This is a genomic window from Mycobacterium botniense (genome assembly GCF_010723305.1).
Lineage (GTDB): Bacteria > Actinomycetota > Actinomycetes > Mycobacteriales > Mycobacteriaceae > Mycobacterium > Mycobacterium botniense.
Genome location: NZ_BLKW01000004.1, coordinates 1,999,704 through 2,019,104, shown reverse-complemented (window position 1 = coordinate 2,019,104; position 19,401 = coordinate 1,999,704). Strand labels below are relative to the sequence as shown.

17 protein-coding genes and 1 pseudogene are annotated in these 19,401 nt (G+C 66.6%); 16 read left to right on the top strand and 2 right to left on the bottom strand.

The window, feature by feature from the left end; all coding sequences use genetic code 11:
* Window position 1 precedes the first annotated feature (1 nt).
* On the bottom strand, window positions 2-835 hold the full coding sequence (locus G6N08_RS19280; RefSeq protein ID WP_163760130.1) for an aldo/keto reductase: 834 nt from the start codon (window positions 833-835) through the stop codon (window positions 2-4).
* Between G6N08_RS19280 and G6N08_RS19275 the strand changes: the two genes are divergently transcribed.
* The 5 genes and pseudogenes from G6N08_RS19275 (at window position 834) to coaD (ending at window position 4,625) form a co-directional block, all read left to right on the top strand.
* Window positions 834-1,952 (top strand): alpha/beta hydrolase, encoded by a 1,119-nt coding sequence (locus tag G6N08_RS19275; protein ID WP_163760127.1) that lies wholly within the window; start codon window positions 834-836, stop codon window positions 1,950-1,952. The genes G6N08_RS19280 and G6N08_RS19275 overlap by 2 nt on opposite strands.
* Window positions 1,953-2,038: 86 nt before the next feature.
* On the top strand, window positions 2,039-2,794 hold the full coding sequence (locus G6N08_RS19270) for a DsbA family protein (RefSeq protein ID WP_163760124.1): 756 nt from the start codon (window positions 2,039-2,041) through the stop codon (window positions 2,792-2,794).
* Window positions 2,791-3,423, top strand: a complete 633-nt coding sequence (locus G6N08_RS19265) for a vitamin K epoxide reductase family protein (RefSeq protein WP_163760122.1) — start codon at window positions 2,791-2,793, stop codon at window positions 3,421-3,423. Before G6N08_RS19270 ends, G6N08_RS19265 begins: the two co-directional genes overlap by 4 nt.
* 68 nt (window positions 3,424-3,491) lie before the next feature.
* Window positions 3,492-4,070, top strand: a pseudogene (gene rsmD, locus G6N08_RS19260) (16S rRNA (guanine(966)-N(2))-methyltransferase RsmD); the annotation flags it as partial.
* Window positions 4,071-4,142: 72 nt separating this feature from the next.
* On the top strand, window positions 4,143-4,625 hold the full coding sequence (coaD, locus tag G6N08_RS19255) for a pantetheine-phosphate adenylyltransferase (protein WP_163760119.1): 483 nt from the start codon (window positions 4,143-4,145) through the stop codon (window positions 4,623-4,625).
* Between the two features lie 124 nt (window positions 4,626-4,749).
* Here the strand turns inward: coaD and G6N08_RS19250 are convergent, their stop codons facing one another.
* Entirely contained in the window at window positions 4,750-5,928 is a 1,179-nt protein-coding gene (locus tag G6N08_RS19250; RefSeq protein WP_163760116.1) for a permease, read from the bottom strand.
* A gap of 216 nt (window positions 5,929-6,144) precedes the next feature.
* Here G6N08_RS19250 and sepIVA point away from each other — a divergent pair, with 216 nt between their 5' ends.
* The 11 genes from sepIVA to G6N08_RS19195 all read left to right on the top strand — a co-directional run bounded on the left by sepIVA (window position 6,145) and on the right by G6N08_RS19195 (window position 19,357).
* The gene (sepIVA, locus tag G6N08_RS19245; RefSeq protein WP_163760115.1) at window positions 6,145-6,882 is read left to right on the top strand and encodes a cell division protein SepIVA; all 738 of its coding nucleotides are present in this window, start codon (window positions 6,145-6,147) and stop codon (window positions 6,880-6,882) included.
* Between the two features lie 51 nt (window positions 6,883-6,933).
* Window positions 6,934-7,518 carry a YceD family protein gene (locus G6N08_RS19240; RefSeq protein ID WP_163760111.1) on the top strand — a complete coding sequence of 195 codons (585 nt, stop codon included), beginning with the start codon at window positions 6,934-6,936 and terminating at the stop codon, window positions 7,516-7,518.
* Window positions 7,515-8,213 carry a ribonuclease III gene (rnc, locus tag G6N08_RS19235; protein ID WP_163760108.1) on the top strand — a complete coding sequence of 233 codons (699 nt, stop codon included), beginning with the start codon at window positions 7,515-7,517 and terminating at the stop codon, window positions 8,211-8,213. Before G6N08_RS19240 ends, rnc begins: the two co-directional genes overlap by 4 nt.
* Window positions 8,214-9,065, top strand: coding sequence for a bifunctional DNA-formamidopyrimidine glycosylase/DNA-(apurinic or apyrimidinic site) lyase (mutM, locus tag G6N08_RS19230; protein ID WP_163760105.1), 852 nt, complete (start codon window positions 8,214-8,216; stop codon window positions 9,063-9,065).
* 142 nt (window positions 9,066-9,207) lie between these two features.
* Complete coding sequence (locus tag G6N08_RS19225) at window positions 9,208-9,621, top strand: OsmC family protein (RefSeq protein WP_163760102.1); 414 nt, start codon at window positions 9,208-9,210, stop codon at window positions 9,619-9,621.
* Complete coding sequence (locus G6N08_RS19220; RefSeq protein ID WP_163760099.1) at window positions 9,608-9,889, top strand: acylphosphatase; 282 nt, start codon at window positions 9,608-9,610, stop codon at window positions 9,887-9,889. Before G6N08_RS19225 ends, G6N08_RS19220 begins: the two co-directional genes overlap by 14 nt.
* A 102-nt stretch (window positions 9,890-9,991) precedes the next feature.
* The gene (smc, locus tag G6N08_RS19215) at window positions 9,992-13,594 is read left to right on the top strand and encodes a chromosome segregation protein SMC (RefSeq protein ID WP_163760095.1); all 3,603 of its coding nucleotides are present in this window, start codon (window positions 9,992-9,994) and stop codon (window positions 13,592-13,594) included.
* A 95-nt stretch (window positions 13,595-13,689) separates the two neighbouring features.
* Window positions 13,690-14,985, top strand: coding sequence for a signal recognition particle-docking protein FtsY (gene ftsY, locus G6N08_RS19210; protein WP_163760092.1), 1,296 nt, complete (start codon window positions 13,690-13,692; stop codon window positions 14,983-14,985).
* 134 nt (window positions 14,986-15,119) lie between these two features.
* A complete protein-coding gene (locus G6N08_RS19205) occupies window positions 15,120-16,649 on the top strand; it encodes an ammonium transporter (protein WP_174813311.1) in 1,530 nt (509 codons plus the stop codon).
* Window positions 16,537-16,839 carry a P-II family nitrogen regulator gene (locus tag G6N08_RS19200; RefSeq protein ID WP_246216876.1) on the top strand — a complete coding sequence of 101 codons (303 nt, stop codon included), beginning with the start codon at window positions 16,537-16,539 and terminating at the stop codon, window positions 16,837-16,839. The genes G6N08_RS19205 and G6N08_RS19200 overlap by 113 nt, the downstream gene beginning before the upstream one ends.
* Window positions 16,840-16,870: 31 nt before the next feature.
* Window positions 16,871-19,357, top strand: a complete 2,487-nt coding sequence (locus tag G6N08_RS19195; protein ID WP_163760085.1) for a [protein-PII] uridylyltransferase — start codon at window positions 16,871-16,873, stop codon at window positions 19,355-19,357.
* Window positions 19,358-19,401 lie beyond the last annotated feature (44 nt).

Genomic DNA, 19,401 nt, shown 5'->3' with positions numbered 1-19,401 from the left:
CTCACCTGCCTGTGAAATTGAAGTGTCGTGGGTTAGGGCCAAGCCGGGTTCCGTCCTCGAGCGAGGAGATCGACGCCATTTCGGTGGCGCTCAGCTGAAAATCGAACACGTCGAAGTTGCTCGCAATCCGCGTGGGGTTCGCCGACTTGGGGATGATGATATTACCGAGCTGAAGATGCCATCTGATCAGTACCTGGGCCGGTGTGCGGCCGCGGCCTTCGGCGACGGCAGTGATGGTCGGGTGGGTGACCAATGATCCTTGTCCGAGCGGTCCCCACGCCTCGGTGGCGATGCCGAGCCGGGTGTGCAGCTCCCGCAGTTCCGTCTGGGGCAACCGCGGATGCAGTTCGATCTGGTTGACGGCAGGGACGATGCCGGTGGCGTCGATGAGCACTTTGAGGTGCTCGGGTTCGAAATTGCTGACCCCGATGGAACGGATCCGGCCCTGGTCACGCAGGTACGCAAACGCTGTGAAGGTGTCGACGAACTTGCCCAGCTGCGGCAGCGGCCAGTGGATCAGGTACAGGTCCAGGTAGTCCAGCCCGAGCCGGTGCATGCTGGCGTCAAAGGCCTGCAATGTGCTGTCGTAGCCCTGGTCAGCGTTCCAGAGCTTGGTGACCAGGTAGAGCTGGTCGCGCGGAATACCGGACCGGGCGACCGCCCGGCCCGTCTCGCGTTCGTTGCCGTAGGCCGCGGCGGTGTCGATATGCCGGTAGCCGACCTGCAGCGCGGTGGCGACTGCGCGCTCGGTGTCGGCGGGCGAAATCTTGAAAACGCCGAATCCAACCTGCGGGATCGCATTACCGTCGTTCAGCGTGACCAGGGGAGCAGTCATGCTACGAAGTCTGCCAGGCGCGCCCGGCCGTCAGCTGGGAGCGCTGCGGGTGCCACCGCGCTGGATCAGCCGCGTGCGCAGTGCGGTAACCAGCACGGGTGTCCGGGTCATTCCGCGGATCCCGAACCGCGCCGCACTGCTGCTGTCGGGTGGCCGCTCGGTGTACATCGACGGCAACGCCCTGGATCCCACGCTGCAGTTGATGCTGTCCAGCGTGCGGATGCTCGGCATTGACGGGTTGGTGCACAACGAGGATCCGACCGCCTCCCGACGGCGCATGCGTGAGCTGGTGTTGGCGTTCCCGGGTCCGCAGATTCACGTCGCCGTCAACCAGATGTCCCTGCCCGGGCCGGCCGGTGCGATCCCGGCGCGGCACTACCGTCCGGCCTGCGCGGAGCCGACGCCGGTGCTGGTCTTCTACCACGGCGGCGGCTGGACCATCGGTGACCTGGACACCCATGACGCGCTATGCCGGTTGATCTGCCGTGACGCCGGTATCCACGTGCTGTCGATTGACTACCGGCTGGCGCCCGAGCACCCGGCCCCGGCTGCGGTTGACGACGCCTACGCGGCGTTCCGGTGGGCCCATGAGCACGCCGTCGAGCTTGGTGCGCTGGCCGGGCGAGTGGCGGTCGGCGGTGACAGTGCCGGCGGCAACCTGGCCGCCGTGGTAGCGCAATTGGCGCGCGACGACGCCGGGCCCATCCCGGTGCTGCAGTGGCTTTTATATCCGCGCACCGACTTCACCGCCCGGACCCGGTCGCTGAGCCTGTTCGCCGAGGGTTTTCTGCTGACCAAACACGACATCGACTGGTTCGGCACCCAATATCTCGCGGGTAGCGGTGTTGAGCCCACCGATCCGCGGGTGTCGCCGCTGCTGGCCGAGAACCTGTCCGGTCTGCCGCCCGCGCTGATCGCGATCGCGGGTTTTGATCCGCTGCGCGACGAAGGCGAGCAGTACGCGACCGCTGTGCACGCTGCTGGAAACACCGTGGATCTGCGCCGCCTGGGATCGCTGACCCACGGCTTTGCCAGCTTGTTTCCGCTCGGGGGCGGCAGCGCCATCGCCACTGGCGAGCTGGTGTCGGCGCTGCGCGCTCACCTCAGCCGGCTATAAGACACCCGCCGAGCCCGCCGGTACGCTAGAGGCGCTTACGCTAGAGGCGCTATCGCCGCCGCCGACAACCGAGGACCAGCGAACCTGTGGCCGACAAACCCAAACGACCGCGCTACGACCTCAACGCCGCCGACCGCAGGCGCAACCTGCTGATCCAGCTCGGTATGACTGCGGTCGTCGTGATCTTCGCTGTCGGCCTTGTGCTCTACATCGTGACATCGCACGCCAAGAAAAACCCCGTTGACGGCCAGGCGGTGCGGGTGACGTCGAGCAAGCTGATCACCAAGCCGGGAACCAGCGAGCCTAAAGCCACGGTGTCGTTCTACGAAGATTTCTTGTGTCCGGCCTGCGGTAATTTCGAGCGGATTTTCGGGCCAACGGTGTCCAAACTCATCGACACCGGCGCTATCGCAGCCGACTACTACATGCTGGGCCTTCTGAGCCGCCCACAAAACGACGACTATTCGTCGCGAGCCGCGGCGGCCGCCTACTGCGTCGCCGATGAGTCCATCGACGCGTTCCGCCGGTTCCATACCGCGCTGTTCACCAAGCAGATTCAGCCTCCGGAAACCGGCTCCACCTTTCCGGACAATGCGCGACTGATCGAGCTCGCCCGTGAAGCGGGTGCAGCGGGGAAGGTGCCGCAATGCATCGACAGCGGGAAATACATACCGATGGTTGACGGTTTAGCGGCCGCCCATCATATTCACGCTACCCCGACGATCCGGATCAACGGTGAAGACTACACACCGTCGACACCGGACGCCCTGGTCGCCAAGATCAAAGAGATCGTCGGCGATGTGCCGGGCCTGGACTCGGCTGCGACTTCTGCGGCGTCGTGACCATCGCGGTGTCCACGGAATCCACCGCGCGATCGGATGATCCCGCACCGGCCGGTACGCCGGTGCCGTTGGGCAGCGCGTGGTGGGTGCTGATCGCCGGTGTCATCGGCCTGATCGCGTCGATGACGCTGACGGTTGAGAAAATCAAAAGTCTGCTCGACCCGCTGTATGTGCCGTCGTGCAATCTCAATCCCGTGTTGGGGTGTGGCTCGGTGATGGGTACACCCCAAGCGTCGTTGCTGGGTTTTCCCAACCCGTTGATCGGCATCGTAGCCTTCACCGTGGTCATCGTTTCCGGAGTGCTTTCGCTAGCGAAAGTTCCTTTGCCCCAATGGTATTGGATCGGTTTGGCGGTGGCGACGGCAGCCGGTGCCGTGTTCGTGCACTGGTTGATCTACCAGAGCCTGTACCGGATCGGGGCGCTGTGCCCCTACTGCATGATGGTCTGGGCGGTCACTATCCCGCTGCTGGTGGTGGCGGCATCGGTCGCGTTCCGTCCGGCCTGCGAACGCAGCGCGGTGGCCTCGGTCTTGTACCGGTGGCGGTGGTCGATCACCGCGCTGTGGTTCGCCGCGGTGATCGTGTTGATCGTGGTCCGGTTCCGGGACTACTGGTCGACATTGCTCTAGTTCGCTCAGGAGCGGCGCGTGATCTGTGAGGTGTCGACGGGTGCCCGCGCGGGGCGCGGCCTGCCGCTGGCGGTGTCGCGCTGAGCCGGATCATCGCGGGCACTGCGGGCGGCCGGCGCATCGTGGTTCCCCCGGGGCGAGTCAGGCCCACCACTGATCGGGTGCGTGAGGCTTTGTTTAACCTGCTGGCGGCGCGGCTGGACATGACCGGGCTGTCGGTGGTGGACCTCTACGCCGGTTCCGGCGCGCTGGGGCTGGAGGCACTGTCGCGCGGGGCCGCGTCGGCGCTGTTTGTGGAGTCCGATCGGCGCACCGCGGCCGTGCTGGAGCGCAATATCGCCACCGTGGGCCTGAGCGGTGCAACGCTGCGGCGCGGCACGGTGGCCGCCGTGTTGGCGGCCGGCGCCGACTCCCCCGTGGATCTCGTGCTGGCCGACCCGCCGTATGACGTCGGTGCCGCCGAAATCGAGGCCATGCTCACCGCGCTCACCGCCCACGGCTGGGCTCGCGCAGGCACCGTTGCGGCGATCGAGCGTGCCACCAGGAGCCCGCGGCTGAGCTGGCCGCCCGACTGGCAACCCTGGCCGTCACGGGTATACGGCGACACCCGCCTGGAGCTCGCCGAACTGATGAGCGCGTCGCGCTGAGCGCGCCCTGCTACCGTCATCGGTCATGACCACCGGCCACGAGGCGGGGCACGGCAAGGAGGAGCGGCGCTGATGACGGGCGCGGTATGCCCGGGATCATTCGACCCGGTGACCCTGGGCCACATCGACGTCTTTGAGCGCGCCGCTGCGCAGTTCGACGAGGTGCTGGTCGCGATCCTGGTCAACCCCGCCAAAAAAAGCATGTTCGACCTCGATGAGCGGATCGCGATGATCACCGAGTCGACAACGCACCTGCCCAATTTGCGGGTGGAAGCCGGATCGGGACTCGTCGTCGACTTCGTCAGGTCACGGGGGTTGTCTGCCATTGTGAAGGGTTTGCGTACCGGCACCGACTTCGAATACGAGCTGCAGATGGCGCAGATGAACAAACACATCGCCGGGGTGGACACGTTTTTCATTGCGACCACACCACGGTATTCGTTCGTGTCATCGTCGCTGGCCAAGGAGGTCGCGATGTTTGGCGGTGACGTGTCAGACCTGCTGCCGGAACCGGTGAACCGTCGACTTCGCGAAAAGCTTCGGGGCCACAGCTGATCCGCCGACCTCTTCGACAGCGGCTTGGCCGGCCAGCGCCGCGGCGGGGCGTCTTGGTTGATGCACAGCAGCTGTACCGGGTGGTCGTCGGTGTTGGTTCTGGGTGGGTGTGTGCAGCACGCACCTAACCACAGTGACCGTGGTGGTTGTGCTCGGCGTCCGGGGCACCGCCCATCATGCGCAACATCGGAATGCCGCCGGTGGTGATGAACCGGGCGACGAGCAGCGCCCCGACACCGAGAAAGACGATATTGAGCCATGTGGTGTAGTTCCATGCGATCACGGCGTGCATCACCGCGCTATTGCGGTGAGCCGGGATGAGATGTGCTGCGCCGAAGAGTAATTCCACTAAGTACCCAGCGGATATGATCGCGGCGTAGAAAGTGCCCACTATCGTCAGTGTCATCATCGTGCCGTAGTACTTGCGGTAGATGTTGAGGATGGGCACGATCAGCAGGTCGGCGAAGATGAACGCGACGACGCCGCCGAAGCTGATTCCGCCGCTCCACAGCACTGCAGCGAGTGGCACATTGCCGATCGAGCAGACGAACGACGCGATCGCGACCACCGGCCCCACGATCGGCCCCCAGAGCGCGGACAGACCGGGGTGCCCGGTGAAAAAGAAGTGCTGCCAGAATGTTTCGGGCACCCAGGCTGCGATGGCACCCGCGATCACCAACCCCAGGACAAGGTCGCGCAAAACCGCCGCCCATTCCATGACGAACACGTGTGAGATCGACGTAAAGCCCTGTGCCGAAAACACCCGTCGCCAAAACGAGCCCTCACCGGTGACCGACATGTCCATGGCGGCATGGCCTTCCATCGAACCGGCCACCCCGCGCTCAGCTTGCTGACGGGCAGCTTCGACAAGGCGAGAACGCACGAACAGCCGAAACAGCAAGGCCAGCACCACGATCATCAGCGGGCCGCCGACAAACTCGGCTGCGGTGAACTGCCAGCCCATCAGCAAGGCAAGGATGATGCCCAACTCCACCACCAGATTGGTCGAACCGATTTCGAATGCCATGGCGGCGGTAAAGCTCGCGCCTTTCCGAAACAGCGATCGGGCCAGCGCCACCGCGGCATAAGAACATGACGACGAGGCCGCGCCCAGGCCGGCGGCGATGGCCAGGGTGCGCGGCCTGTCGTCGCCCAGCAGCCCCGCGATCGTCGAACGCCGCACCACCGCTTGGATGAGCGCCGACAGGGCGAAACCCAGGACCAATGCCCACAGGATCTCCCATGTCATCGAGGCGGCCAGCGCAAGGGCGTGCCCGAGTGCTCTCAGCACAGCTTTCTCCATGTGGCTACCGTATCGTCGGCGCTCGGTGTCGAGCCCGCTCTGCTGTGGTCCTTCGGCCGGTGCCGCCAAACCGGACAAGCCGACATAATGGCAGGCGGTGCGCTATGGCCGGGCGCTTGTGGTTGAGGCAATGTCCGACACACCGGGCGCGCAGCGCTGTCACAGGGATAACAGCAGGCACACTGGTCACAACAACGATGCCGGGAGGGTATTGCCGTGTACCGAGTTTTTGAAGCGCTCGACGAATTGAGCGCCATCGTCGAAGAGGCCCGCGGTGTGCCGATGACAGCAGGGTGTGTGGTGCCTCGCGGCGACGTTCTGGAGCTGATCGATGACATCAAGGACGCGATCCCCGGCGAACTGGACGATGCCCAGGACGTGCTCGACGCGCGCGATTCGCTGCTGCAGGAGGCCAAGGCGCATGCGGACTCCATGGTGTCGTCGGCGACTACCGAGTCGGAGTCCATGCTGAACCATGCTCGCTCGGAGGCTGACCGGATCCTGTCCGACGCCAAGGCCCAGGCCGACCGGATGGTGGCGGAAGCCCGCCAGCACAGCGAGCGGATGGTCGCCGAGGCCCGCGAGGAAGCGGTGCGCCTCGCCGCGGCAGCTAAACGCGAGTACGAAGCCACGACCAACCGGGCGAAGGCCGAGTGTGATCGGCTGGTCGAAAGCGGCAACATCTCGTATGAAAAGGCTGTGCAGGAGGGCATCAAGGAACAGCAGCGGCTGGTGTCGCAGACCGAGGTGGTCCAAGCGGCCAACGCGGAGGCCACCCGGCTTATCGACGCAGCGCATGCCGAGGCTGACCGGCTGCGAGGCGAATGCGATATCTACGTTGATTCCAAGCTTGCCGAGTTCGAGGAGTTTCTGAACACTACGCTGCGCTCAGTCGGCCGTGGCCGCCATCAACTTCGCACGGCGGCCGGCACCCACGACTACGCCACGCGGTGAACCAGCCCTAGACGCACCGCTGCTCGAGACCGCCCGCCGTAGGATTGCGGTATGGCGAGGCAGTACAGTTCGTCAGCCCAGCGCCATGCGGTGTCTGCGCTGAGCGTCAACATTGCCCGGCTGGCGCGCCGTCCGGGGGCGGCGTTTCCGGTACGTCGCAGTGTGAGCAGCCCGTCGCGGATCGGACTGGAGCTGATCGGGATCGAACGAGGCGCCATGCTGGATCTCGATCTGCTGGTGGAGTCGGTGTCCGAAGGCGTGTTGGTGACGGGCACCGTGGCCGCGCCCACCGTCGGTGAGTGTGCCCGTTGCCTGGCGGCGGTCAGCGGCCGCGTTGAGGTGACGCTGACCGAACTGTTCGCCTACCCGGACAGCACCACCGAGGCGACGACCGACGAGGACGAAGTCGGCCGGGTGGTCGATGAGACTATCGATCTCGAGCAGTGCATCATCGACGCGGTCGGCCTGGAGCTGCCCTTCTCACCGCTGTGCCGCACCGACTGCCCCGGGCTGTGCCCGGACTGCGGCGTGCCGTTGGCAACTGCGGAGCCCGGGCATCACCACGACCGGATCGACCCGCGCTGGGCCAAGCTGGCCGGGATGCTGGGGTCCGCCGACGATGCGGCGCAGCGGTGAGGAGGAACCTGCTCGACGCGCTCGGGGTCGACCTGCCCGATGATTTGCTCACCCTCGCGTTGACCCATCGCAGCTATGCCTATGAGCATGGCGGGCTGCCGACCAACGAGCGCCTGGAGTTTCTCGGCGACGCGGTTCTGGGGCTCACGATCACCGAGGAACTGTTTCACCGCCATCCTGACCGGTCCGAAGGCGATCTGGCGAAGCTGCGCGCCAGCGTGGTCAACACGCAGGCCTTGGCGGATGTCGCGCGCGGCCTGACCGACGAAGGTCTGGGCGCTCATATGCTGCTGGGGCGCGGTGAGATCAACACCGGCGGAGCCGACAAATCCAGCATTCTCGCCGACGGGATGGAGTCGCTGCTGGGTGCGATCTATTTGCATCACGGTATCGATACCGCCCGGGAGGTGATCCTGCGGTTATTCGGTGCGCTGCTCGACGCGGCTCCCACACTGGGCGCCGGACTGGACTGGAAGACCAGCCTGCAGGAACTCACCGCGGCACGCGGCCTGGGCGCCCCGTCCTATGTGGTCACATCGAGCGGTCCCGACCACGACAAGGAGTTCACCGCCGTGGTGGTGGTGATGGACACCGAGTATGGGACGGGTATGGGCCGGTCGAAAAAAGAAGCCGAGCAGAAGGCCGCGGCCGCGGCCTGGGAAGCGCTGGAAGGCGCTGGACAGCACGTGATCTAGATGCCCGAACTGCCTGAAGTCGAGGTGGTGCGGCGCGGCTTGCAGGCTCACGTGGTGGGCAAAACGATCACCGCGGTGCGCATACACCATCCCCGGGCGGTACGCCGCCACGAACCCGGGCCCGCGGATCTGACAGCGCGGTTAGTGGGTGCGCGGATCAACGGCACCGACCGGCGCGGCAAGTATTTGTGGCTGACCCTGGACGGGAAAGATACCGCTTTGGTGGTCCACCTGGGGATGAGCGGGCAGATGCTCCTGGGCGACGTGCCCCGCAGCACCCATGTCCGGATCTCCACCTGGTTCGACGACGGCACCACGCTGAGCTTCGCTGATCAGCGGACATTCGGCGGCTGGATGCTCGCCGACCTGGTCACCGTGGACGCTACCAGGGTGCCGGTGCCCGTCGCGCATCTGGCGCGTGATCCGCTTGACCCGCGGTTCGATGCCGATGCGGTGGTCGATGTGTTGCGCCGCAAGCATTCCGAGATCAAACGCCAGCTGCTCGACCAGACGGTGGTCTCCGGGATCGGCAATATCTACGCTGACGAAGCACTATGGCGGGCACAGGTGCACGGGGCGCGAATCGCTGCCACACTGCCTCGCCGCCAGCTTTTCACGGTGCTGCAGGCCGCCGCCGACGTGATGCGGGATGCCCTGGTGCACGGCGGCACGTCGTTTGATGCGCTGTATGTCAACGTCAACGGGCAGTCCGGCTACTTTGACCGGTCACTGGACGCTTACCGGCGCGAAGGGCAAAACTGCCGACGGTGTGGCACGGTGATGCGCCGCGAGAAGTTCATGAACCGCTCCTCGTTTTACTGCCCACGCTGTCAGCCCCGTCCGCGGCGGTGACGTGCGGTGCCGCTCTGGCGCGAGCGTGCGTGTCGGTACACCGACACGCCGCCGACACGGGCATTCTCTGCACCCTCGCGGCCGGCGGGTACCACCGGGTACCCCCGGATACCCCCGGCGCCGCCGTCGGTAGAAAGAAACCATGACGCGACTGTGGGTGGAACGCACGGGGCCGCGCCGCTACACGGGGTATAGCTCGCGGGGCGCGCAAGTACTGGTCGGCTCTGAGGATGTCGAGGGGGTGTTCACCCCCGGCGAACTGCTCAAGATCGCGCTCGCTGCCTGCAGCGGGATGGCCAGCGACCGGCCGCTGGCCCGGCGTCTGGGTGAGGACTACCGCGCGGTCGTCACGGTGTCCGGCCCGCCTGACCGGGCCCAGGAACGCTATCCGCTGCTGCGGGAAACACTGGAAATCGACCTCTCGGGGTTGAACGGCGAGGAGGCGCAGCAGGTGTTGAGCATCGTTCACCGCGCTGTCGACCAGGCATGCACGGTGGGTCGCACACTCAAATCCGGCACCCAGGTTATTTTCGAGATATCCGATGTCAGAGCCTGAGGTGCGGCTGACCGCGTGGGTGCACGGGCGGGTACAGGGGGTCGGTTTTCGCTGGTGGACCCGTTCGAAAGCACTGGAGCTGGGCCTAACCGGGTACGCCGCCAACCGGCCTGACGGCCGTGTGCTGGTGGTTGCGCAGGGTCCCCGTACCGCCTGCGAAAAATTGCTGGCGCTGTTGCACAGTTCTGCCACACCTGGTCACGTCACCACTGTCGTCGCCGACTGGTCGCACCCGCCGGAACCCATCAGCGGATTCAGCGAACGCTAAGCGTGCGCGTCGACGAGTCCGGCGCCGGCCCCGACAGCGCATCGTTCGCGGCGGTGCGCGTCGCGCATCGTCGCCGCGTCAGCGGCGGTAGTCTGGCGGGTCGTGTATCTCAAGAGTCTGACGCTGAAGGGCTTCAAGTCGTTCGCCGCGCCGACGACTCTGCGCTTCGAGCCGGGTATCACCGCCGTGGTCGGCCCCAACGGCTCAGGCAAATCCAACGTGGTGGACGCGCTGGCGTGGGTGATGGGCGAGCAGGGCGCCAAGACGCTGCGTGGCGGCAAGATGGAGGACGTCATCTTCGCCGGCACCTCATCACGCCCACCGCTGGGCCGGGCCGAGGTGACCGTGACCATCGACAATTCCGATAACGCGCTGCCGATCGAGTACTCCGAGGTTTCGATCACCCGCCGGATGTTCCGTGACGGTGCCAGTGAATACGAAATCAACGGCACCGGCTGTCGTTTGATGGACATCCAGGAGCTGCTCAGCGACTCGGGGATCGGCCGGGAGATGCATGTCATCGTCGGGCAGGGCAAACTCGAGGAAATCCTGCAGTCACGACCCGAGGACCGCCGCGCGTTCATCGAAGAAGCGGCCGGAGTGCTCAAGCACCGCAAGCGCAAGGAAAAAGCGCTGCGCAAGCTCGACGCGATGTCAGCAAACCTCGCCCGGCTCACCGACCTGACCACCGAACTGCGCCGCCAGCTCAAACCGCTGGGCCGCCAAGCCGAAGTCGCCCGGCGCGCGGCGACTATTCAGGCCGACTTGCGCGATGCCCGGCTGCGTCTGGCCGCTGACGATCTGGTCACCCGGCGGGCCGAACTGGACGCGACACATGACGCCGAAGCGGCGCTGCGCCGCGAGCACGATGAGGCGGCGGCCCGGTTAGCGGCGGCATCCCAGGAGCTGGCCGCGCACGAGACGGCGGTGGATAGTCTCTCCGAACAGACCGAGGCCGTGCAGCAGACCTGGTTTCGGCTCTCCGCGCTGGCCGAACGCGTGACCGCCACCGTCCGCATCGCCAGCGAGCGCGCGCAGCATCTCGACGTCGAACCGGCCGTGGCGGCCGGCCCCGACCCGGAGGCGCTGGACGCCGAGGCCCAGCAGGTCGCGGCCCAGGAAAAGCAGCTGTTGGCGGAAGTCGCCGCCGCCAGAGCCCGCTTGGAGGCCGCCCGCGCGGAACTGGCGGAGCGGGAGCACCGCGCGGCCGAGGCTGAGCGGGCGCACATGGCGGCGGTGCGGGCGGAAGCTGATCGGCGTGAGGGGCTGGCTCGGCTGGCCGGCCAGGTGGAGACCGTGCGGGCGCGGGTGGAATCGATCGATGAGAGCATCGGTCGGCTCTCTGGGCAGATCGAGGAGGCCGCGGCCCGCGCACAGCAGGCCCAGGCCGAGTTCGAAATCGTGCAAGGCCGGGTTGGTGAGCTCGATCAGAGCGAAGTCGGACTCGACGAGCAGCACGAACGCACGGTGGCGGCACTGCGGCTCGCCGACGAACGGGTGGCCGAGCTGCAGTCCGCCGAGCGGGGCGCCGAACGTCAGGTGGCTTCGCTGAGAGCCCGCATCGACGCGCTGTCGGTGGGGCTCGAGCGCAGGGACGGCGCCGCCTGGCTCACGGAAAACCATAGCGGTGCAGGGCTTTTCGGATCGATTGCAAACCTGGTCAAGGTGCACCCGGGGTATGAGACGGCGCTGGCCGCGGTATTGGGAGCGGCGGCCGACGCACTGGCCGCGGAGAGTCTGGGTGCGGCCCGCTCCGCCGTCACCGCGCTCAAGGAAGCTGACGGGGGACGCGCCGCCATCGTGCTGGGTGACTGGCCGGCCGCCGACGACCCCGCGCCTGCGACATACCCACTGCCCCAGGGAGCCCGATGGGCGCTGGACCTGATCGAGACGCCGGCGCGGTTGCGCGGCGCAATGACCGCGATGCTCTCCGGCGTCGTGGTCGTGGGCGACCTCGCTGAAGCATTGGACCTTGTCGCCGCCCAACCGCAGCTGCGCGCTGTCACCGTGGAGGGCGACCTGGTAGGTGCCGGATGGGTGAGCGGCGGCTCCGACCGTAAGCCCTCCACATTGGAGCTGACGAGCGAGGTCGAAAAGGCCCGTGCCGAGCTGGCCGCCGCCGAGGCGCGGGCAGCTCAACTGAGTGCGGCGCTGTCGGGGGCGCTCACCGAGCGGGCCGCGCGTCAAGACGCCGCTGAGCAGGCCCTGGCGGCGCTCAACGAGTCCGACGCCGCCATTTCAGCGATCTATGAGCAGCTGGGACGACTGGGTCAAGAGGCTCGCGTCGCCGCGGAGGAGTGGCGCAGGTTGCTGCGGCAGCGTGAGGAACTGGAGGCCGGACGGGCCCAGACCCTCGAGGAGCTCGGTGAGCTTGAGACCCGGCTGCGCACCGCCGAACACACGCAACACGTCGCGGTCGAGCCGATCGACCGGCAGGAGATCATCGCGGCGGCCGAGGCTGCCCGGGTCGCCGAGGTGGAAGCCCGGCTGGCGCTGCGCACCGCCGAAGAACGCGCCAACGCCGTTCGCGGGCGCGCGGATTCGCTGCGCCGGGCAGCCTCGGCCGAGCGTGAAGCACGGCTGCGCGCTCAGCAGGCTCGTGCCGCGCGAGAGCACGCGGCCTCGGTTGCTGCCGCGGTGGCCGAGTGCGGAGGCCGGCTCGCGCAGCGGCTAGAGCACATCGTCGCGGCGGCGTCGGCCAAGCGCGATGCGCTGGCCGCAGAACGGCACCAGCGGTCAACAGCGATGGCGGCGGTCCGTGACGAAGTCAGCAGGCTGAACGCCCGGATCGGGGCTCTGACCGAGTCACTGCACCGCGACGAGGTGGCCAAAGCACAGGCAGCGCTGCGTATCGAGCAACTCGAACAGATGGTCCTCGAGCAGTTTGGGATGTCCCCGTCGGACCTCATTGCCGAATACGGCCCCCAGGTTCCGCTGCCGCCGACCGAACTCGAAATCGCCGAATATGAGCAGGCGCGCGAGCGCGGCGAGCAGGTGAGGCCACCAGCGCCGATGCCTTTTGACCGGACCACCCAGGAACGGCGGGCCAAACGGGCCGAGCGTGAGCTGGCCGAACTGGGCAGGGTCAATCCACTGGCGCTGGAGGAGTTCGCCGCGCTGGAGGAGCGCTACAACTTCCTGGCCACCCAGCTCGAGGACGTCAAGGCCGCCCGCAAAGATCTGTTGAACGTCGTCGCCGACGTGGACGCTCGGATCCTGCAGGTGTTTTCCGAGGCGTTCGCCGACGTGGAACGCGAGTTCCGCGAGGTATTCGCCGCGCTGTTTCCCGGCGGGGAGGGCCGGCTGCGGCTGACCGATCCCGACGACATGCTCACCACCGGCATCGAGGTCGAGGCCCGGCCACCCGGCAAGAAGATCAAACGGCTGTCGCTGCTCTCGGGTGGTGAGAAGGCGCTCACAGCAGTGGCGATGCTGGTGGCGATCTTCCGGGCCCGCCCCTCGCCGTTCTACGTGATGGACGAGGTGGAAGCGGCGCTGGACGACGTCAACCTGCATCGGCTACTCGGCCTGCTCCAACAGCTGCGCGCCCAGTCGCAGATCATCATCATCACCCATCAGAAGCCGACGATGGAGGTTGCCGACACCCTGTATGGGGTGACCATGCGTGACGACGGCATCACGACGGTGATCTCGCAGCGCCTGCGTGGTGAGCAGGTGGGCCAGCTGGTCAGCGCCGCCGGTTAACGCCGTGATGCTGCGGCCTCGAGCGGGGCGTCGTGCCGCAGCTGGCTGACCCGGGGGCGCACGGCGCGGTGTGCTGTGCCTGGAACAATGTTGGCGTGCCGGAAGGTCTGTGGATCGCCCTCGCTGTCGTCGCCATCCTGGCCGTCATGACCGCACTGGCCGTGGGTCTGCTGCTTTACCGGCGGCGGCGGATCAGCCTGTCGGCTGCCCAGCGGACCGGCACACGCGAGCGCCCCGCCAGATACATCGCGTCCTCAGGTATCACTTTGGGCACGGCGGCACCCCCGGTCGAGCCGGCTGAGCGAAGTGACACCACCGGGCTCGGCGGCGACGGTGCCGCCGGGCCGCATGCTACGGTCACGCCCCCCGCCGACGAGGATGACCCGCCGACTGATACCGCCACGCCGACGCGCACCCAACCCCGCGCACCGGCGCCGGTCGAACCGGTCGCACCAGACCGCAGCACCATCGCGCCACCCGAAGGCCGGCTGCGACGGCTGCGCGGGCGGCTCGCCAAATCACAGACCGCGTTGGGGCGCAGCATGCTGGGGCTGCTCGGCGGCGGTGACCTCGACGAGGACTCCTGGCAGGAGGTTGAGGACACCCTGTTGGCCGCTGATCTGGGTCCGGCGGCCACAGCGTCGGTGATCTCGCGGCTGCGGAGCCGGCTCGCCGGAGGCGCGGTACGGACCGAAGCCGACGCCCGCGCGGTGCTGCGCGAGGTCTTGACCGCCGAGCTGCGGCCCGATTTGGACCGCGCCCTGCACGCGCTGCCACACCCTGATCGCCCGTCGGTGCTGTTGGTCGTCGGCGTCAACGGAACGGGCAAAACCACCACCGTGGGCAAGCTGGCGCGCGTGCTGGTGGCCGACGGTCGCCGTGTGGTACTCGGTGCCGCCGACACGTTTCGCGCTGCAGCGGCCGACCAATTGCAGTCCTGGGCGACCCGGGTGGGTGCCGAGGTGGTGCGCGGCGCCGAGGGCGCGGACCCGGCCTCGGTGGCGTTCGACGCGGTCGACAAGGGCATCGCCACGGGCGCGGACGTCGTCGTCATCGACACCGCCGGGCGGCTCCACACCAAAACCGGGCTGATGGACGAACTGGGCAAAGTCAAACGTGTGGTGACCCGGCGTGCCGCCGTCGATGAGGTGCTGTTGGTGCTCGACGCCACCATCGGCCAAAACGGGCTGGCACAGGCCCGGGTGTTCGCCGACGTCGTCGACATCACCGGCGCGGTTCTCACAAAGCTGGACGGAACAGCAAAGGGAGGCATTGTTTTTCGCGTCCAACAGGAGCTCGGGGTCCCGGTGAAATTAGTGGGACTCGGTGAGGGCCCTGACGACCTCGCACCGTTCGAGCCGGCCGCGTTCGTCGACGCGCTGCTGGGCTGATCGCCTCACGGTGAGCATCACGTAACGTTGCCGAAACGTTAAGGCACTAATGGTGCAACAACTTTCGCGCATTGTCTGGCAAGGTCATTGGTCATATTTGGCGGCTGGGAAGCGCCGACCGGAGGTGATGTCGAGTGGACCAGTTCCCGACCCTGGGTGTGCCCAATACCGGCGACACCGCCTGGATGTTGGCGAGCGCTGCGCTTGTGCTGCTGATGACCCCCGGTCTGGCCTTCTTCTACGGCGGGATGGTCCGCGCCAAGAGCGTGCTGAACATGATGATGATGAGTATCAGCGCAATGGGCGTCGTGACGGTGCTGTGGGTGCTCTACGGCTACTCGCTGGCGTTCGGCGACGATGTCGGCAACATCGCCGGCAAGCCAACTCAATACTGGGGGTTGAAGGGTCTCATCGGGATCAACGCCGTCGCTGCGGATCCAAGCACCCACACCGAAGCGGTACGAATCCCGCTGGCGGGCACAGTACCTCACGTCGTCTACGTTGCATTCCAGCTGATGTTCGCGATTATCACCGTTGCGCTGATCTCCGGTGCGGTGGCAGACCGGATGAAGTTCAGCAGCTGGGTGCTCTTCGCCGGTCTGTGGGCGACGTTCGTCTACTTCCCGATCGCCCACTGGGTGTTTGCGGCCGACAAGTTTGCCGCAGCGCACGGCGGATGGATCATCAACAAGCTGCATGCAATCGATTTCGCCGGCGGTACCGCGGTCCACATCAACGCTGGGACGGCCGGTCTGATTCTGGCGATTATTCTCGGCAGGCGGCAAGGCTGGCCCAAGACGCCGATGCGGCCGCACAATTTGCCTTTCGTTATGCTGGGGGCGGGGCTGCTGTGGTTCGGCTGGTACGGCTTTAACGCCGGGTCGGCCACCAGTGCCAACGGCGCTGCCGGGTCGACATTTATGACCACCACCGTGGCGACAGCCGCCGCCATGCTCGGCTGGCTGCTCACCGAACGCGTCCGTGACGGACACGCGACGTCGCTGGGAGCAGCGTCTGGCATCGTTGCCGGACTGGTCGCCATCACACCCTCGTGCTCCTCGGTCAACGTCGTGGGCGCATTGGTGATCGGTGTGGCCGCCGGTGTGGTGTGCGCGGTGGCGGTAGGCCTGAAATACCGCTTGGGATTTGATGATTCGCTCGACGTGGTAGGAGTGCACCTGTTCGGCGGCCTGGCGGGCACCCTCCTGGTGGGCCTGCTCGCCGCCCCGCAGACCACCGCCATCGCCGGCGTCGCCGGTGTCTCCCCCGGGTTGTTGTACGGCGGCGGCTTCGCCCAATTGGGACGGCAAACGATCGGCGCCTTCAGCGTTCTCGCATATTCGGCGGTCATCACCGCTATCTTGGCTCTGATCATCAAATTCGCTATCGGGCTGCGTCTACGCGGCGAGGACGAAGTCTTCGGCATCGATGAGGCTCAGCATGCTGAGAACGCCTACGACTTCGCGGTCGTTAGCGGTTCGGCTGTTGCTCGTCACAGCTTGGAGGAGAGAAGAAATGAAGCTGATCACCGCGATCGTGAAGCCGTTCACGCTGGACGACATCAAGACCAGCCTCGAGGAGGCGGGAGTCTTGGGGATGACAGTCAGCGAAGTCCAGGGTTATGGGCGCCAGAGGGGTCACACGGAAGTCTACCGGGGCGCTGAGTATTCGGTCGACTTCGTTCCGAAGGTCCGCATCGAAGTCCTCGTCGAGGATCCCATTGCCGACAAGGTCGTCGAAGGCATCGTCCGCGCTGCGCGCACTGGGAAGATCGGCGACGGCAAAGTGTGGGTCAGCTCGGTGGAAACCGTTGTGCGGGTGCGCACCGGCGAGCGCGGATCCGACGCCTTATGACACCGCTAGGCCCTGATCCGGTCTGCATAGCATGAGGACACCACCGCCAGGCCTTGTCCGAGACCCTCGGTGGGAGGGTCCGGCCGATGAGAAGTACCGATCGGCAACAGATTTGGTCGCGGCTCGCAGCCAGCTTCTTCTGCTCGGCCCACACCAACTGGATTCAACCGCGCTGCGAAAGATATGGCAGGATCTGCATGAGCTGTGGTTGACGACAAAAGCGGCTGAGATCGGGATCACGGCTAACAGCGGTTTCGCGATCGTCGCAACCGGCTCGCTGGGCCGCCGGGAGCTGCTGCCGCACTCGGACCTGGACCTCATGCTGTTACACGACGAGATGCCCGCCGACGTCGTCGGCCGGGTCGCAAATCTGCTCTGGTATCCGCTATGGGATGCCAACATTCGCCTCGACCACTGTGTGCGCACCGTCGGCGAGGCACTGCAGGTCGCTGCTGCGGACATCTCGTCGGGTCTGGCCATGCTGGAGGCACGCCACATCGTCGGCGACGCGCGGCTGTCTGCGCTCCTGATCGATGGAGTCAGGCGGCAGTGGAGAAGCGGAATCCGTTCCCGATTCGGCGAACTCGTGGCGGCTACGCATGCCCGTTGGCGCCGCAGCGGCGACATAGCGCACCGTGCTGAACCTGACCTGAAACTTGGGCGCGGCGGTATGCGTGACGTCCAGTTGCTCGAGGGGCTGGCTCTCGCTCAACTGGCTGATCGCCAGTCGGGCCGCAACCCGGGCGTCCCGGCTGGTTCGGTAGACAGCGCCTATCAGGCACTGCTTGAGGTGCGCACCGAATTGCGCCGTGTTTCCGGTCGTGGACGTGACGTGTTGTCTGCGCAATTCGCAGACGAGATCAGTGCCGCTCTGCGGCTCGGCGACAGGTTCGAGCTGGCGCGGGTGCTGTCTGACGCCGCGAGGACCATCAGCTATCACGTCGACACCGGGCTGCGGACCGCCGCCAATTCGCTGCCGCGGCGCGGCATGTCGGCGTTGCTTCCGCGGCGACGTCGACCGCTGGACGACGGCGTCGTTGAATGCGCGGGGGAAGTGGTGCTGGCCCGCGGCGCTCAGCCCACGCGCGATCCCGCTCTGCTGCTGCGAGTAGCCGCTGCATCGGCCGTCGCGGGAGTGCCCATCGCAGGCCCGACGCTGAACCTGCTGGCCGATACCGCACCCGAATTGCGCGCTCCGTGGCCCAAGGATGCTTTTGACGACTTGCTGGTTTTGCTGAGCGCCGGTCCGAGCGCGGTGGCGACGATCGAGTCCCTTGACCGTGTGGGCTTGTGGGGCCGGCTCTTCCCGGAATGGGGGGCGGTTCGCGATTTACCGCCCCGCGATGTCGTCCACACCTGGACTGTTGATCGTCATCTGGTCGAGACCGCGGTTCGTGCAAGCTCTTTGATGACGCGGGTGGCGCGACCTGATTTGCTGGTGCTCGGTGCGCTGCTGCATGACATCGGCAAGGGCCGGGGCGCTGATCATTGTGTGATCGGTGCCGAGTTGGCCACTCAGATCGGGACTCGCCTCGGCATGTGGCCCACGGACATCGAGATGCTGTCGCAACTTGTCCGCCATCATTTGCTGCTCATCGAAACGGCCACTCGGCGCGACCTGAACGACCCGCAGACCATTGCGACCGTCACAAAGGCCGTCGGTGGGGATCCGGTGCTGCTCGACGTGCTGCACGCGATGACCGAGGCCGATGCACTGGCCACTGGCCCTGGGGTGTGGGGCGACTGGAAAGCATCGCTGGTCGGTGATCTGGTGCGCCGTTGCCGGATGGTGATGGCCGGGGAGCCGCTGCCGCGCCCTGACCCGATTGACCCCGACTATCTCTCGCTCGCCAGTGACCACGCGGTGCACGTCGAGATCAGGCAGGGTAACAGTCCGCGTATCTACCGGGTCATCATGATTGCCCCTGACAGGCGGGGATTGCTGTCGAAGGAAGCCGGTGTGCTGGCTGTGAATTCACTGCGGGTGCACTCGGCCACCGTGAACGTCCACCGGGGCGCCGCGATCAACGAGTTTCTGGTGTCACCGCATTTCGGTCCTCCGCCCGCGGCCGAACTTCTGCGTCAACAGTTCGTCAGTGCGCTCGACGGTAACCTCGATGTGCTGGGCATGCTCCGACAGCGACATGCCGAGGCCGGCGCCCCGGCATCTCAGCCGCCCGGTGAGCTGGTTACCGGGGTGCCGGTCACCGACTTCGGCGCGCCGCCGCGGATTCTCTGGTACCGCGGCACCGCGCCCGGTCAGTTCATCCTTGAAATCCGCGCCCCGGACAAGACCGGCCTACTTGCGCTGCTCACCGGGGTGCTGGAAAGCGTCGGCGCGGATATCGTCTGGGCGAGAGCCACCACGGTCGGGTCGACGGTCGACGACGTGTTCTGCGTGGTGATGCCGGGCGGCTCCGCTGCCGGCGAAACCACTGGTGAACCCGGCACCGGCCGGCGGGCAGCGGTGGAGCGGGAGCTGCTGGCGGTGTTGAGCGCCGGCCGGCCTGCCGGTTAGCTTCGCTACGCCGCATCGCGTGTCCGGTGCACACCGCGGCCCCG